This is a genomic window from Verrucomicrobiaceae bacterium (genome assembly GCA_016713035.1).
Taxonomy (GTDB): Bacteria; Verrucomicrobiota; Verrucomicrobiia; order Verrucomicrobiales; family Verrucomicrobiaceae; genus Prosthecobacter.
The window spans coordinates 427,946-444,276 of record JADJPW010000001.1; the positions used below are offsets into that span (position 1 = coordinate 427,946).

Genomic DNA, 16,331 nt, shown 5'->3' on the forward strand with positions numbered 1-16,331 from the left:
GGCTTCATTTCGTACCGATGGCGTACACGGCTTTGTCACTGCGTAGAATGAGCACATCGCCACTGACAGCTGGCGTGGCATTGAACTGCGAGTTATCGAGTGAGAGCACATTGTGGCCAAGGAGCTCGTATTTGGGCTTGGCGGCGAGGATGTAGGTGCCGTTTTTGCGGCTGACGCAGACCAGCTTGTCACCGACGAGCACGGGGGAGGCATAGAAAGGCTTTCCACCGCCACGGCGTGCGCCACCGCTGCCGCCCGCGCTGTCGTTTTGCATCACTCGCTCGCGATAAACATCTGCGCCGGTCTTTGCGTCGATGCAGGTGGCAAAACCCTGGTCATTGACGACAAAAAGATGGCCGTCCTTGAGAAGCGGCGTGGGCACATAGGAGCTGGTGTTGCTGCTCCAGAGCACGGAGGCGGCTCCGAGGTCGCCTTTGCCACCGATTTTTAGCGCGGCACTGCGTGTGGCAGGATAGCCACCGAAGACGTAGGCCATGCTTTCGCCAAAAAATGATGCTGGGGGAAACATTGCCGCTCATGCCATGTGGGGCGAACCAGCGGAGCTTGCCCGTCTCGGGGTTCATTCCCCAGATTTCCATCGGCACGGCGATGACGAGGTCGGTGAGGCCATCTCGCTGATAGAGTGCGGGGGTGCCGTAGGCCATGCCGAACTCGCCCTTGGCTCTCCAGAGCTGTTTGCCGGTTTTTTTGTCCAGGCCGATGATGGCCATGCTTTCATCGTTGGCATTGATGACGAGCACATCACCCGCGAGCACAGGGCTGGCGGCACTGCCCCAGCGGCGATCCCCAGAGCTGGTGCCGCAGGAGGTCTGCCAGAGCTGCTTGCCATCGAGATCGAAGGCGAGGGCACCACTTTTGCCAAAGAAGACATACACCCGCTCTCCATCGGTTACAGGCGTGTGGGTGGCATAACCATGCTCGGTGATAAAGCCCTGCCAGGGGTCCTCTGCGACGGTGGAGGGCACTTTCGCATCCCAGAGCAGCTTTCCATCCGTGCGGGAGAGGCAGACGAGGTGGCGAGTGAGCTTCGTCATGTCATCCGATCCTGATGCGTCGCCGTAGCCGCTCCAGCAGGTGATGAAAACTTTATCCCCCAGCACGATGGGGCTGGAGGAGCCGGGGCCGGGCATCTCGGACTTCCACAGCACGTTCTCGGAGTCGCTCCACTTCAGCGGTGCCTTGGATTCCGGCGCAAGGGCAGCACCCGTGGGGCCGAGGAAGCGCGGCCAGTCTGTCGAAGAAGCAGCGTGCAGCGTGATGGAGGCGAAAGTGAGTGCGAGGAGCAATTTCATGTCCCGGAGCGAAACCCGCCTGCGCAGAAAAAGTTACGCAAGATCACGCCAGGCAGAAATCGAGGCCAGGGCGGGGCGCAAACGTCCTCTTTGCAAGTATTCGCGTCGCCATTATCCTCCGCGCATGCCGCCACCCGCTATCGACTATGCCCGCCTGCCACGCATGACCGGGGAGGAGTATCTCGCTTTTGAAGAAGAGAGCGATGTGAAGCACGAATACGCCGCTGGCTACATCGGCTAAAAATGCCCGTGTCTGCCATCCCTGCCCAAAAACCTGACTTCGTAGCGCTGCTGCATGATGTGCCGCATGCGCCGGGTGTGTATGTGATGCGTGACCGACTTGGACGCGTCATTTATGTGGGAAAAGCACGGGATCTGCGCAAGCGGCTCTCGAATTACTTTTTGCCCTCGGCGGTGAAAAAGGCGGAGCCTGAAGACCAAGGCACTCATCGCGAGTATTTGGAGCTTTGAAATCCATGTGCTGCGCAGCGATACGGAGGCGCTGCTGATGGAGGGGAAGCTCATCAAGGAATTCCGCCCGCGCTACAACGTGAGCTTCAAGGACGATAAGCGCTTCTGGATGGTGCGGGTGCACTTTGCGGATGATTTTCCACGCATCGGACTCACGCGGCTGCGGAAGGAGGATGGGGCGGAGTATTTCGGCCCTTTCGCCCATGGTGGAGCACTCAAAATCACACTGGAGTGGCTGAATCGGCGCTTCGGCCTGCGTGTCTGCCGCCCTTTGCGGCCCGGAGAGGCGGATTACAAGCATTGCAGCAACGACATCATCAAAAACTGCTCCGCACCGTGCATCGGACGCATTTCAGCGGAGGAATACCGCCAGCGTGTGCGTGAGGCCTGCGACTTCCTCCAAGGCAAGAGCAAAGACCTCATCGCCGCCTTGGAGGAGGAGATGCAGTCGGCTGCGAAGCGGCTGGATTTCGAAAAAGCCGCCGAACTACGCGACATGGTGCAGAGCATGCGACAGACGACGGAGCGCACGCGGCGCTTCGAGCGTGGAGCCCGCATGAAGGTGATGTCCACCATCGACCCGATGGCGGATGTGCGTGAGTTGCAGGATATTTTGCGCCTGGAGCGCCCCCCGTTGGTTATGGAGTGCTTTGACATCGCCAATATCGGCACCGCGCACTGCGTGGCGAGCATGGTCCGTTTTAAAGAAGGCGTGCCGGATAACGCGAATTACCGCCGCTACCGCATCAAGTCCGTCAGTGGCCAAAATGACTTCATCAGCATGGCGGAGGTGATCCGGCGGCGCTTTTCCCGCATCCTGCTCGAAGCGGCCCAGGCCGCCCCAAACGCTGAATTCAGCCAAGAGGCTCCTCTGGAGGCGATGCGCCGCCTTGCGGACTCTGGACGAGCTGAGGTCAAAAATCAGAAATTCGTGTCCTTGCCCGATTTGGTGATCGTGGACGGTGGGAAGGGCCAGCTCGGCATGGCGGTGGCTGAATTGCAAAAACTCGGTCTGCATGGCTTACCTATCGTGGGCCTAGCCAAGGAACATGAGGAGATTTATCGGCCCGGTGAGAGTGATCCAGTGATCATCCCGCATGATCGCGGTGCTCTGAAACTGCTCCAGCGCATCCGCGATGAGGCCCACCGCTGGGCCAATGGCTACCACCAGCTCCTCCTGCGCCGCCGCGTGGCAGAGAGCATTCTGGATGAGTGCCCCGGCATCTCGGAGGCTCGAAAAGCGGCATTGCTAAAGGCTTTCGGCTCTGTGGCCAGACTACGAAAGGCCAGCGCCAAACAAATCGCGGAAGTGCCCGGCATCAGCGAAAAGCTAGCGAGTGAGGTGTTGTCCTTTTTGGAATCGCGAAAAGACTGATCTGAGAGCAAAAGGATGCGTTGGGGGCAGAATCAGGCGTCTTGAATGGCCTTTCTGAACAATTTAGAGGCCTGAACTTCCATCTTGACGCGAGGGGGGCGGGAAAGCAGTAATGTGCAGCCTTTATCCGTTCTACGGAGTGGGCTTATTAAGTACACGTCATCCCCGCCCCATACCCCTTCTCCCGATCATGCTGCAATTGATCCTCCGCCGTTCTCGCGCCGCCTTCAGCCGCGCCACATTATCGGCCCTGATGCTCCTCGCACCCGCGATCACCCATGCCCAGGATCTGGGTTTGCGTGAGGCCCCCACTGGAGCACGCATCGTGCGTAATGTCTTCGTGCGATTCAAAGGAGCTGCAACCCTCGATGAAGCGCGTGTGCGCAGCCAGATGGCGACGCGTCCAGGCTCCCCCTATCTCGATGAGACAGTCGAGCGTGACATCCGCAGCCTTTACGCAACGGGCGCAGTGGAGAATCTAGACATCCAGGCACAAAATATCGGCGGCAATGGCGTGAATGTGATCGTGACCATCTCTGGCCGTGGAGCCATCGGTGAGATTTACTTTGCAGGGAACACCGTCTTCAATGCCGAAAAGCTACGCATGGAGATCAAAACCCGCGTGGGCGATGCGGTGGATGAAATCAAGCTCGCTGCGGCCCAATCAGACATCCGTGAGATGTATGAGAAAAAAGGCTACCCTGATGTAGGCGTGAGCTATGAGACCACCCCCTCTAGCCGCGAAGGTTTCACCGCCGTGACCTTCAAAATCGACGAAGGTGCCCGCGGCCTGATCAAGGACATCATTTTTGAAGGCCTCACCTGCACAAAGCACTTCAAACTGCGTGAGAAGCTCAAATCGAAGGAAAAGACCTTCTGGCGCATCTGGGGCAAGGCCGGCAAGCTCAACAACGAAGACGTCCAGAGCGACATCAAGACCGTGGAGCACGCCATGCAGGATCGCGGTTACGCGTATGCCAAAGTCGTCGAAGTCCGTCGCGACCCTGTGAACAGAAATTCCGTGAACCTTGTCTTCGTGTGCGTCGAAGGCCAAAAATATGACGTGGCAGGCGTTTCCGTCACCGGTAACACCGTTTTCTCCCAGGATGAGTTGATGCCCGGCATCAGCACCGAGGCTGGCTTCCCCTACTCTGGTGCGGACGTGCGTGCGGATGAGAAGATGATTCAGGAGTACTATGGCTCACGCGGCTACTCAGACGCCCGCGTAGATACCTCCATCCTCAATGCCGGCCCAGGACAGGTCAAAGTGAACTACGCCATCACCGAAGGCAGCAAATTCTACATCAACCGCATCAACATTACCGGAAATTCCGTGACGAAGGACGAAGTCATCCGCCGCGAGCTACCCATCGCCCCAGGTGAAGAACTCAACACCGTGAAGATGAACACCGGCAAGACCCGCCTGGAACAGCTCAATTACTTCAGCCAAGTCGATGTGCGCACCAATCCGACCTCCGCGCCAGATCGCAAGGACATCGACGTCAATGTCCAGGAAACCACCACCGGCACCGTGAACTTTGGTGCGGGCTTCAGTTCCATTGACAGCATCAGCGCCTTCGTCGGCGTCACCCAGACGAATTTCGACATCCGTGACTGGAGCGACTTCCGAGGCGGCGGCCAGCGCTTCAACGCCAATGCACGCGTCGGTCTTCTCCGCCGTGACTTCAACGTCACTTGGACGGAGCCCTGGTTCCGCGGTGAGAAGCTGGCCCTCACGGTCGATCTCTTCTACCGTAACCTCTTCTACCTCTCCGATGTGTATGACCAATCGAATGGCGGCTTTTCTGTGGGGTTGCGCAAGTCGATGGGCGAGCACGCCTATTGGGAGACCACTTACACCCTCCAGATGGTCAGCATCGACAATATTGATGCCGCCGCCTCACCCCAGATCCGTCAAGAACAAGGTGACTACATCCAGAGCAAGATCGATGGCCGCTGGGTGCATGACACGCGTGATAGCATCTTTATTACCCGATCTGGGCATAAATTCGAGGCAGGCGGCCTTGTTTCCGGCCTGGGTGGCGACGCCCAGGTCTGGGGTATCAACTTTGCTGGCCAGCAGTTCTTCACCTTCCCAGGCGATGTGATTCTGTCCTTCGAGGGAGCATTCTCCAGCGTGGATACGTGGGGCAGCGGCACGGTGCCGATCTTTGAGCGCCAGTTCCTGGGTGGAGCGAACAATCTTCGCGGCTTCAATTTCCGCCATGTTGGCCCGAAAGATGCCACTGGTGAGCCCCTCGGCGGTCTGAGCTCCCTCTACGGCACAGCCGAGGTCAGTGTGCCAATCATCGAAAAATTCCGCATCGCGGCCTTCTATGATGTGGGCAGCGTGGGCACCAGCTCGTTCGATGTCGGTGGAAAAGTCTATTCCGACTATGGCCTCGGCGTGCGTCTCTTCATGAGCTCACTGGGCCCCATCCGTATCGACTACGCCCTCCCACACCAGGGGGACAATTTCACGGGCGACTCTGGCCGCTTCCAGTTCAACATGGGCTACAAATTCTAAGCCCCGCACCTCAAACTTAACGCAGGTTTTACTTGGCATAACCTGCCAGATGCCTCCACATTTCCACTCTTATGCTCCGCAGCACCATTACCGCACTCCTCCTGGCCGCCTCGACGGCCCTCTCCAGCGCCGCCGAACTGAAACTGGCCGTCGTCGATATGAAGAAGGCTTTTGAGGAATTTCACAAAACCCAGGAAGCCGCCGAAACCTATAAAGGCAACTACAACAAAGCCGCCGCAGAGATGCGTGAGCGCCAGGATGCCTATAAAAAGCTCTCTACTGAGATGCAGCAGCTCGAAAAGAAGGCCCGTGACACCATCCTCACCCCTGATCAGCGCCAGAAAGCCATCGCCGAGCTGAACGACAAAATGAAAGAGGCCCGCGCCCTTGAGTTGGAAATGCAAGAGTTCGCAGAGCGCCGTATCGGCCAGCTCAAGCAGGAGGACATGAAAATCCGCCAGACGCTCTATGAAGAAATCAGCAAAGTCGTGCGCGATCACGCCCTAAAGACCAGCATCGACATGGTTTTCGACAAAACGGGCGTCTCTCTCTCCACAGTGCCAGTGCTCGTCTTCTCCAAAGACGGAGCTGCGGCTGACATCACCAACGAAGTCATCGTCGAGCTCAACAAAAACGCCGCTCCGAAGAAGGAAGAAGTCGCTCCAGCCAAACCTGTCGAAGAAGCCAAGAAATAAGCTCACCTCCCCCGGTAGCGCCTTCCCTGGCGTCACTTTTTAAAAAGCACGCCACGGCATCTCGCCCGGCGTGCTTTTTTGTTCCCTCCATTACGCAACCCTCCTCGTGTCCACGCATGACGCTCACCCTCCAGCAGCTTTCCGACCTCGTCAGCGGCGAAATCCTCCGCGGCGGTGCCGACACAGAACTGCATGGGCTGAACTCCATCCGTGAGGCAGGACCAGGGGAGATTACCTTCCTCGGGAATCCGCGCTACCTCCCGCAACTGAAGAGCACCCAGGCCTCTGCCGCACTGATCCCGATGGATTATGTCCTCAGCGAGGACACGCCCTCGGGCTTGGCTCTCGTGAGATGTGAGAATCCCACCCTCGCCTTCTCCAGCGTGATCCGCCATTTCGGCCCACCTGCCCGCGAGTTTGCCCCTGGAGTGCATCCTTCGGCCTCCGTCGCTACTTCCGCCGTATTTGATCCACAGAAGGTCAGTATCGGCCCCTGTGTGGTCATTGAGGAGGGGTGCGCATCGGAGATGGTACGATCCTGCGCGGAGGAGTCTTCATCGGCCATGAGGCGATATTGGGTGAAAACTGCCTCCTGCATGCCAATTCGACCGTGCGTGAGCGCTGCGTGCTCGGAAACCGCGTCATTTTGCAAAACAACTGCGTTATTGGCTCCGATGGCTTCGGCTATGAGCTGGTCAAAGGCCGTCATCAAAAGATCGAGCAAGTCGGTATCGTCCAGCTCGATGACGATGTCGAAGTCGGCTCCTGCACGACGATTGACCGTGCTCGTTTTGGCCGCACCTGGATCGGTGAGGGCACCAAAATCGACAACCTGGTCCAGATCGCCCACAACGTCATCATTGGTCCGCACAGCATCGTCGTCTCGCAGACGGGCATCAGCGGCAGCACCCGTATCGGCAACCATGTCACCATCGCAGGCCAAGTCGGAATCGCTGGGCACCTAGAAATCGCGGACCAAGTCATGCTCCTCGCGAAATCGGGCGTCAGCAAAAGCATCACCGAGCCGGGAGCCTATACCGGCTTCCCTGCCCGTCCGCTCATCGAGGGGCGTAAGATGCTGGCTCTCCCAGCTAAAATACCCGATCTGATCGACCGAGTGCGTGACCTCGAACGAAAAATCGCCGATCTAGAGCAAAAGGAGGGCTGAGCTCCAAACCAGCCCCACTGGAGAATTCCCGCTGCATTTAGCCAATCTGCGACAGGATGGCGGAGGCCACTTTATCTGCCTGGGCATCGAGATACTCGATATCGCGCCCCTCAATGAGTAGGCGGATGATTTGCTCCGTGCCAGAGTAGCGCAGCAGCACCCGGCCATAGTCCCCCAGCTTCTTCTCGGTCTCTGTGATGATCTTTTGGGCCTCCACTAGCTCTGTGATGGGCGGTTTGGACCTGACACGCAGATTGCGGGCAGATTGGGGGAATTTCTTCAAGCACTTGCGCAGTTGGCTCAGGGGCTCGCCGGTCTCCTTCATGATTTTGAGCAACTGTAGGCCCGCGATGAGTCCATCACCTGTCGTCGCCCAGTCACCAAAAATGATGTGGCCACTCTGCTCACCGCCGAAATTGAGCCCACGGCTGCGCATCTCTGCCAGCACATAGCGGTCACCTACATCCGTGCGGATCACCCGCCCACCCAGGCGAGAGACTAAGTCATCGAGGCCGAAATTACTCATCGTAGTTACGGCTAGAGTGCTCTGCTTCAGCGTGCCTTTGCGCAGCATCGACTCGGCGGCGATGGCCATCAGCTCATCACCGTCCAATGCGCTAGCCTCTTCGTCACAGAGTGCGATACGGTCTGCATCTCCATCATGGGCGATACCCGCTTGGGCCTGGGAGGAGCGCACGATGCGCTCGATCTCCTCAGCGTGCGTACAGCCGCATTCCTCATTGATATTGAAGCCATCTGGCTCGCTGTGAAAGACCTGCACGTCCGCGCCCAGCTCCAGCAGTGCCAGCGCACTGGTGTAGGCTGCTGCACCATGTGCATTATCCAGCGCCACACGCATGCCATCGAGCCGCACACCGCCCATGGAGGCCACTGCGTGCTTCACATAGCGCTCTGCGCCATCCGCGAGCCGCGTGATGCGGCCGATGCCACGGCCCTCTGGCCTAGGCATGTCCTCAGAGCCCAGGACGAGCTTTTCCATGGCGATTTCGGTCTTGTCGTCGAGCTTGTGCCCATCGCCATGGACGAATTTGATGCCATTGTCCTTAAAGGGATTGTGAGAGGCCGAAATGATCACCCCGAAGTCTGTGCCGAGCTGCGCAGAGAGCATCGCCACGGCGGGCGTGGGCAGTTGTCCGACGAGGATGACATCCACCCCTGCCGAGTTCAGCCCAGCGGCCAGTGCAGCCTCCAGCATCTCGCCAGAGGCACGCGTGTCACGCCCCACGACGCAGCGGGAGCGCTCGGACCCGTTTTTTTTTCCCATGACGACGGCAGATGCCTGCGCGAGGCGCAGGACAAACTCGGGGGTCATTGGATGACGATTGGCCACAGCGCGAACGCCGTCTGTACCGAAGAATTGACGCTTTTCAGACATGAGGCGGCGGCTTTAAGCCAAAAGCACAAGAGTGTCAAAACGTGTGATTCGCAGTCGATCCACCCTTTCCCCAAATACGCGGGATCAATACTGACCATTCACCACCTGCTGATGGGAAGGGCGATACACATAACTCCACCCACCGTAGTGCCGCATGGGCACCGCATAGCTCGTGGTGGGGCTGCCATACTCCTGATACCGCGTGTAGCCTGGGTTACGCCACTGCGAGCTGTAGGGCATCGCATACCAGGTGGAGCCGTAATAAGGCCTGCCCCAGCCGTAATTGGCGTAGTAGGGACGCACATGACGTGTCGCAAAGACGAATCTGGTGGGCTCTACGTTGCTATTGTGCTGGCTGTAAAGCGGTGTGTAGGCCGGGGCGATACGAGGCGTCTCATTGAGCACCCCTGTGCCATAAGGCTGCACCGCGCAGGACGATAAGAACATGCCAATGAGCATCAAGAAGCGGAGGTGGATAGTAAGCATGGGAAGGGCCTTTTGTGTTCGCGTCCCAATGCGCCAGAGACCGGCCTTTTCATCAAGTAAGAAGGCTGTCAGTGCCCCGTCTCAAATCTCACATCTCCCAGGCGGATCCAGAGGCCAATGTGGCGGCTTCAAAAGGCCCATAGCCGCACCGGCAGGCTATCGCGGGCACGTTTACCCGGATCATCCCTCATCAGCAGCTCGAACTGCTCTGCCCATTCACGGATCGCAAAACGGGCCTGCCCGGTGGGGTAGGTCTCTTGCACTGGCAGAAGGATCACCGATTTCGCCTCTTCGCGGTCTGCGAACTCGAAGACAGGCTTGCCGCTTTTCGGCTCAATGAGTCGTCCTTCGATGGTGATGACGCTGCGGAGAGGTTTTGAGATCAAATCACCCACCGCAGGCAGAGTGAAGAGATCCACCGTCTCACGTGCGAGGAAGCCACTAATCGCATTCGGCTCGAACTCCAAAATCTGTAGCTCCAGACGCAGCGCATCAGGCGCAGCCTCTGGGACGATCTCATGATCCGTGTGTTTTGCGGACTTAAAAGCCCGTGTGAAGCGCTCATGCGCATAATCAGCCAGCTTCAGCAGCTTGGCGGCACGGCGCTCATCGCTGAACTCTGCCCGCGCTAGCACGTTCTTCATTGGCCGCGTCTCGTGGAAGCGCACGGGTGCGATGTAGAGCCTCCGTGTATTCGCCGCCGCCGTTTGTAGCGCTGCATCAGGCGTCCACCAGTTCCCCAGGAATGGAGAGCGATTCCGGTCCTCCTTGAGCTCAGTCCCATGCGTGAGAAAAGCTGATGGCTTTACCACCGTGGCAGCCACCACGGTCTTTGCCGTCTGGCAGGAGGGCAGACTCAATGCCGAGAGCCCCGCCAGCAGCAGAAAACCGCAGCTTCGAAAAACCTGGATGGAGCACACAAACATCGTCATGAGAGGCTGGGAAAAGTACATTCCGTGACCGGTCAGAGGCACCGGGCAGCTATTATCCCTGCTAAAGAGCACATTTCACGCGGAAACTCCGCCCGTTCATTTGCACCGTACCTGCCAGGGTGGTAGCTTTCCGGCCTTTTTACGGTCCTTCAGACCCCACTCCTCGTTTTTCCCCCTCCACACCTCTCATGTCCTGGCTTTTTGACATCCTCCGCCCTGTGCTCCTCATTCTGGAGGTCATCCTCGTCTTCAATCTCATGATCGTCGTGCATGAGTGGGGCCACTTCCTCGCTGCACGCTGGCGCGGGCTCAAGATCGACCGCTTCTACGTCTGGTTCGGCAAACCCCTCTGGCGCAAGACCATCAATGGCGTCGAATATGGCCTCGGCAGCATCCCCTTCGGCGGCTACGTCGCCCTACCACAGATGGCCCCCATGGGAGGGCTCGAAGGCGAGTCCAACCACGAGCAGCTCCCCACCATCACCCCACTCGATAAAATCATCGTCGCCTTCGCCGGGCCGCTCTTCAGTTTTCTGCTTGCCTGCGTGTTTGCTGTATCCGTCTGGTTTTTCGGCAAGCCACAAAGCGAATCCCACTCCACCAGCATCGTCGGCCATGTCGCCAAAGGCAGCCCAGCCGAAAAAGCAGGCATTAAAGCCGGAGACATCGTCAAAACCGTCGATGGCGATCCCGTGAAGCGCTTCGAAGGGCTCGTCGATAGCGTGCGCTGGAGCATGGTCGCCAGTGAGGGCGAAACCATCCCCTTTGAAGTCGAGCGGCCAGGGCAGCCCGGACTGCTGAAATTCGACGTCAATCCCAAGGACTGGAAGACTGAAGACGGCAAGCCCCTAGAAGCCCCCCAATACTCTTGGTGGCAATCCATCTTCAAGCGCCCAGACCTGCGTGAAGTCGGCCTCAGCGGCCAGTCCACACCTGTCGCAGGCATCATCATGAAAAACAGCCCCGCAGACGATGCTGGGCTCAAAGGCAACGACATCGTCGTCCGCGCAGACGGCCAGCCATTGCGTAGCACAGGTGATTTGAGTGATCTCATCCGCGCAACACCCGGCAAAACGATCAACCTCTCCATCGAGCGTGAAGGACAGGTGCTGGAACTCCCCGTCACCCCTCGCGTGCCCGATAAAAACAACATGAAGGAAATCGGCGACAAAAAAGAATTCCCCATGATCGGCATCCAGTGGGATACAGAGGGCAAACGCAACCTCACTCGCCCCGGCCCCACTCCCAAAGAGCAAATTTACGATGCCGTGAAGCACATGGGAGCCCTGGTGGACAAGCTCACCTCCCCACGCAGCGACCTCGGCCTCTCGCACATGAGCGGCCCCGTCGGTGTAGGCCGCCTCTACTACAAGCTCTTCCAGCACCCAGATGGTTGGCGGCTCGTCCTGTGGTTCAGCGTCGTCTTCAACATCAATCTCGCCATCCTCAACATGATGCCCTTCCCCGTGCTCGACGGCGGGCACATCACCATGGCCCTCGCAGAGATCATCACCCGCCGCACACCACGCGGCATGATCATCGAATACATCCAGACAGCCTGCGCCATGCTGCTCTTTGGTTTCCTCATCTTCGTCACCTTCAAAGATGCAGGAGATGTCTTTTCGAGCTGGATCTTCGGTGGCTCTAAAAAAGACAGCCAAGAGCTCCAAATCGAGTGGCTCCCCAAAGACAAACGCCCCGCTGCCACCACGACAGCGCCCTGAATCGGTTTAACTAGGTTGGCCTTCATCCCATTGCTCGAAAGCGGCCATTCCCATCGCCACTTACTTGCACTCTGTCCGTGGCAAAGGATTCGGGGACGGAAAAGTCGCCTTGCTGTAGGTCGCGGGAGTTTTCAGAAACGCTCCTTTCTGAGCTTCCATGAGCAAAAGTGCTCCTCATCAGCCATTGGACATCCCCTGAAAGCTCCCCTGTGCGGTCGCGTTATCGCAGGCCCATGAAACGCCTTGTTTTACTCGCACTTCTTTTCGCACCTTGCTCCCCGCTGCTGGCGGGTGAGGCAGAGGACATTCTCGCTCAGTCTGGAGTCAAAGGAGGCATCGTGGTGCATGTGGGCTGTGGCGATGGCACGGTGACGCAGAAGCTCCGCGCCAATGATTCCTATCAAGTGCAGGGGCTCACCACGAATCCTGGAGCTCTCGGAACGATCCGTGAGTCGATTCACAAGACCGGCGGCTATGGCGCGGTGGCTATTGATGCATGGGATGGGAAGCACCTGCCCTACATCGAGAATTATGTGAACCTGCTCGTCATTGAGGACGCGGGCAGTGTTTCAAAGGAGGAAATCGACCGCGTGCTCGCGCCACTGGGCGTGGCGATGGTAAAAAAAGGCTCTAGCTGGGAAAAGACCACCAAAGCATGGCCAGAGAAGATGGATGAGTGGACCCACTACGCCTACGACAGCAAAGGCAATCCCACATCCAAAGACTACCTCGTCGGCCCACCCACACGCATGCAGTGGGTGGGGAATCCACGCTGGAGCCGCCATCATGACCGCATGTCCTCCGTGAGTGCGAAGGTCAGCAGCGGCGGCCGCATTTTTTACATCATCGACAAAGGCAGCCGCATCACCATCCTCACACCGCCGAAGTGGACTCTCGTCGCCCGCGATGCCTTCAACGGCACCATCCTATGGGAAAAACCCATCGAGAAATGGAGCACCCACCTCTGGCCTCTGAAATCCGGCCCCACGCAGCTCGCTCGCCGCATCGTCAGCATCGGTGACAAGGTGTACGTCACGCTCGGCATCGCAGCGCCCATCACCTGCCTGGATGCCGCCACGGGGAAAGTCCTCCGCACCTACGATCAGACCGCTGGCACCGAGGAAATCCTCTTCCGCAACGGCACCCTCTATGCCCTGGTGAACAAAGAAGCCTGGCGGCTCAATGAAGAATTCGCCGTGAAGCAGCAGAGCGACCAAAAACGCGTCGAGACCGAGTTCAACTGGGATGGCAAGCCGCGCGACCTCCTGGCCATCGACGCGACCAGTGGCAAGACGCTTTGGAAAGAGACCGACCGCATCGCCCCCATCACCCTGGCCCTCGATGACAAGCGCATCGTCTATTACAATGGCGACGGACTCGCCGCCCGCGACGTGAAAACCGGCAGCGTGAAATTCACCACCGATCCCACCAAGCGCCGCAACCTCTATGAGTTCAATTTCGCCCCTCGCGTGTTGCTCCACGGCGACGTCATCATCTACGCGGGTGGCAATGGGGAGATGAAAGGCATGAACGCAGACACCGGCAAAGACATGTGGACCGCACCGCATGAAAAGAGCGGCTACCGCAGCCTAGAGGACCTCGTCGTCGCCCAGGGCCTTGTCTGGAACTCTGGCAACCTCCAGGGCAATCAAAGCGGCGAGTATCGCGGCTTTGATCCCATCACAGGCGAGAAAAAGAAGAGCTTCTTCCCCGATGTGCCCGATGGCACCTACTGGTTCCACCACCGCTGCTACATGGGCAAAGCGACTGAGAAGTACCTCATCCCATCCCGCACCGGCATCGAGTACGTCGATATGGAGAAGCAGCACTGGGATCTCAATCACTGGGTCCGTGGAGCCTGCCTCTATGGCGTCATGCCCTGCAACGGCCTCACCTACGCAGGCCCGCATAACTGCGCCTGCTACCCCGAGGCCAAACTCGATGGCATGGCCGTCATGGCCAGCGAGCCACGCTACCCGCTGCCCGCGAACACACCCGATGCCGAGCGCCTCATCAAAGGCCCCGCCTACACCGATGCCATCGTCGAAAAAGAAGCCGACACCGGCGACTGGCCCACCTACCGCGCCGACAATGCCCGCAGCGGCGCCGCCAAGAGCGATCTGAAAAGCGACCTCGGCATGGCCTGGGAAGTGAAGCTCACATCGCCCCTCAGCACCACCACCACCGCCGCTGGCCTCACCTTCGTCAGCGAGGTCGATAAACACACCCTGCATGCCTTTGATGCCGTCAGTGGCAAGCCCGCCTGGCACTTCATCGCCGGTGGCCGCATCGACTCACCGCCCTCCTACTGGAAAGGCCGCGTCCTCTTTGGTGGCAAAGACGGCTACGTCTATTGCCTCCGCGCCAAAGACGGAGCCCTCATCTGGAAATACCAAGCCGCCCCCGCCAAGCTCAGTCACAGCGCCTGGGAAATGATGGAGAGCGTCTGGCCCGTGCACGGCAGCGTGCTCGTCGAAAACGGCCTCGTCAGTTGCGTCGCAGGCCGCAGTTGCTTCCTTGATGGCGGATTGTGGTTCTACCGCCTCGATGCCAAGACCGGCGAGCTCCGCGCCAAGAAAAACTACGACGACAAAGACCCCGACACTGGCGGCGACCTCAATGATCGTCACAAGACGCTGCAAATGCCCGTCGCACTCAATGACATCCTCAGCAGCGACGGCAAATGGACCTACCTCCGCACCCAAAAAATCATCGACGACGGCACCCGCGTCGAAGTCGGCCCCATCAGTGGCGACTTCGCCAAGCAAGGCGGCGCTCACGAAGGCGAAGGCTCCCATCTCTTTGCCCCCATGGGCTTCCTCGATGACTCGAACTTCCACCGCAGCTACTGGGTCTATGGCAAAAGTTTCGCCGGAGGTCACGCCGGTTATTATCAGGCCGGGAAATACGCCCCCGCAGGTCGCATCCTCGTCCACGACGACAAAAACGTCTATTCCTACGGCCGCGAGGCCCAGTACTACAAATGGACCACCACCATGGAGTACACCCTCTTCTCCACGCCCAAAACACCGCCTGAGGAGGCCTACAAGACTGAAGAAGCCACCACCGCACGTCAGGGCAACAGCATCGTTTTAGGCCCAGATGGCCAGCCACTCGCCCAGCAGCCCCCACGGGTCGAAAACCCGAAAAAAGCCGCCAAAGCCGCCGCTAAGACCGATGGCAAAAAGAAAGGCAAAGGCAAAGCCGCCGCCAAACAGACCGCCGCAGTCGCCAATACCCCGATTCCCGGCTCCGTGCTCTTCCCAGACTCCGCAGCGCTCGATCCCACACAGACCCCCATCTCCATCGAAGCATGGGTTTTGCCCGATAAAGCCAGCGGCACCGTCCTCCACCACGGCGGCCCGCTTCAGGGGCTCGCCCTCGACATCCGCGATAAAAAACCGCAATTCCACATCCGCAGCGATTCCCAGCTCACCACCATCATCAGCGCAGAGGCCCTCAGCGATGGCTGGCACCACCTCGTCGGCACCCTCGCCGCAGACGGCCAGATCAGCCTCTATCTCGATGGAAAATCCGTCGCCACAGGCAAAGCCAAGCCCCTTCCTGCCAAGCCCGCACGCCCCCTCTACCTCGGCAATGGTGAAGGAGCCGCAGATGGCAGCGCTGGAGGCTACAGCGGCCTGCTCGATCAGTTTGCCCTTTATCACAAAGCCCTCAGCCCCGCCGAAGTGCAGCAGCGCTTCGAAGCCCCCGACTCCAAACCCGCCGATGCCATCCTCTTCTGCAACTTCGACAACGGCGACAGCCGCGACAGCGGCCCCAATGCCATCCACGGCATCGGCGCAGGCGTGGAGACCGGCAAAGGCAAAGTCGGCGGAGCCCTCTGGTTCAAAGGCGGCGCCACTCCAGGAGGAGTCGCAGACAAAGGCAGCTTCGTGAAGCACACCTGGGACCGCTTCGTGCCCATCGTCGCCCGCAGCATGGCCCTCGCAGGCAAAACGGTGCTCGTCAGCGGCCCACCCGACACCATTGATGAAGAATACGCCTTTGAGCGCCTCGCCGCCAAAGACCCCGCCATCCTCAAAGAGCTCGACGAGCAAAACGAAGCCCTCGAAGGCCGCCGCGGTGCCAAAATGTGGGCCGTCAACGTCGAAACCGGCGAGCAAAGCACCGGCCTCGATCTCACCTCCCCGCCCGTCTGGGACGGCATCACCATCGCCCAAGGCCGCGTGTACATCAGCACCGTCGATGGCCGCTTGCAGTGCTTCGGGAAGTGAAGCTGG

General features: G+C 59.0%; 9 protein-coding genes and 2 pseudogenes. 6 read left to right on the top strand and 5 right to left on the bottom strand.

The features are described from left to right. Window positions 1–4: 4 nt before the first annotated feature. Window positions 5–382 (bottom strand): hypothetical protein, encoded by a 378-nt coding sequence (locus tag IPK32_01790; GenBank protein ID MBK8090751.1) that lies wholly within the window; start codon window positions 380–382, stop codon window positions 5–7. Continuing rightward, complete coding sequence (locus tag IPK32_01795) at window positions 336–1,313, bottom strand: PQQ-binding-like beta-propeller repeat protein (GenBank protein MBK8090752.1); 978 nt, start codon at window positions 1,311–1,313, stop codon at window positions 336–338. Before IPK32_01795 ends, IPK32_01790 begins: the two co-directional genes overlap by 47 nt. A 243-nt stretch (window positions 1,314–1,556) precedes the next feature. Here IPK32_01795 and IPK32_01800 point away from each other — a divergent pair. The 4 genes and pseudogenes from IPK32_01800 (at window position 1,557) to lpxD (ending at window position 7,549) form a co-directional block, all read left to right on the top strand. After that, window positions 1,557–3,159: pseudogene (locus IPK32_01800) on the top strand (excinuclease ABC subunit UvrC). Window positions 3,160–3,412: 253 nt separating this feature from the next. Continuing rightward, complete coding sequence (gene bamA / locus IPK32_01805; GenBank protein MBK8090753.1) at window positions 3,413–5,686, top strand: outer membrane protein assembly factor BamA; 2,274 nt, start codon at window positions 3,413–3,415, stop codon at window positions 5,684–5,686. Window positions 5,687–5,757: 71 nt separating this feature from the next. Continuing rightward, window positions 5,758–6,381, top strand: a complete 624-nt coding sequence (locus tag IPK32_01810) for an OmpH family outer membrane protein (protein MBK8090754.1) — start codon at window positions 5,758–5,760, stop codon at window positions 6,379–6,381. A gap of 116 nt (window positions 6,382–6,497) precedes the next feature. Next, window positions 6,498–7,549 (top strand): annotated as a pseudogene (lpxD, locus tag IPK32_01815) (UDP-3-O-(3-hydroxymyristoyl)glucosamine N-acyltransferase). A 37-nt stretch (window positions 7,550–7,586) separates the two neighbouring features. Here lpxD and glmM read toward each other — a convergent pair. The 3 genes from glmM to IPK32_01830 form a co-directional block, all read right to left on the bottom strand. Beyond that, window positions 7,587–8,945 carry a phosphoglucosamine mutase gene (gene glmM, locus IPK32_01820; GenBank protein ID MBK8090755.1) on the bottom strand — a complete coding sequence of 453 codons (1,359 nt, stop codon included), beginning with the start codon at window positions 8,943–8,945 and terminating at the stop codon, window positions 7,587–7,589. Window positions 8,946–9,029: 84 nt separating this feature from the next. Next, a complete protein-coding gene (locus IPK32_01825) occupies window positions 9,030–9,431 on the bottom strand; it encodes a hypothetical protein (GenBank protein MBK8090756.1) in 402 nt (133 codons plus the stop codon). A 128-nt stretch (window positions 9,432–9,559) separates the two neighbouring features. Next, complete coding sequence (locus IPK32_01830; protein ID MBK8090757.1) at window positions 9,560–10,384, bottom strand: DUF3313 family protein; 825 nt, start codon at window positions 10,382–10,384, stop codon at window positions 9,560–9,562. Between the two features lie 167 nt (window positions 10,385–10,551). Here IPK32_01830 and rseP point away from each other — a divergent pair, with 167 nt between their 5' ends. Both rseP and IPK32_01840 read left to right on the top strand, forming a co-directional pair. After that, window positions 10,552–12,087, top strand: coding sequence for an RIP metalloprotease RseP (gene rseP / locus IPK32_01835; GenBank protein MBK8090758.1), 1,536 nt, complete (start codon window positions 10,552–10,554; stop codon window positions 12,085–12,087). Window positions 12,088–12,320: 233 nt separating this feature from the next. Then, complete coding sequence (locus IPK32_01840) at window positions 12,321–16,325, top strand: PQQ-binding-like beta-propeller repeat protein (protein MBK8090759.1); 4,005 nt, start codon at window positions 12,321–12,323, stop codon at window positions 16,323–16,325. Window positions 16,326–16,331: the final 6 nt, after the last annotated feature.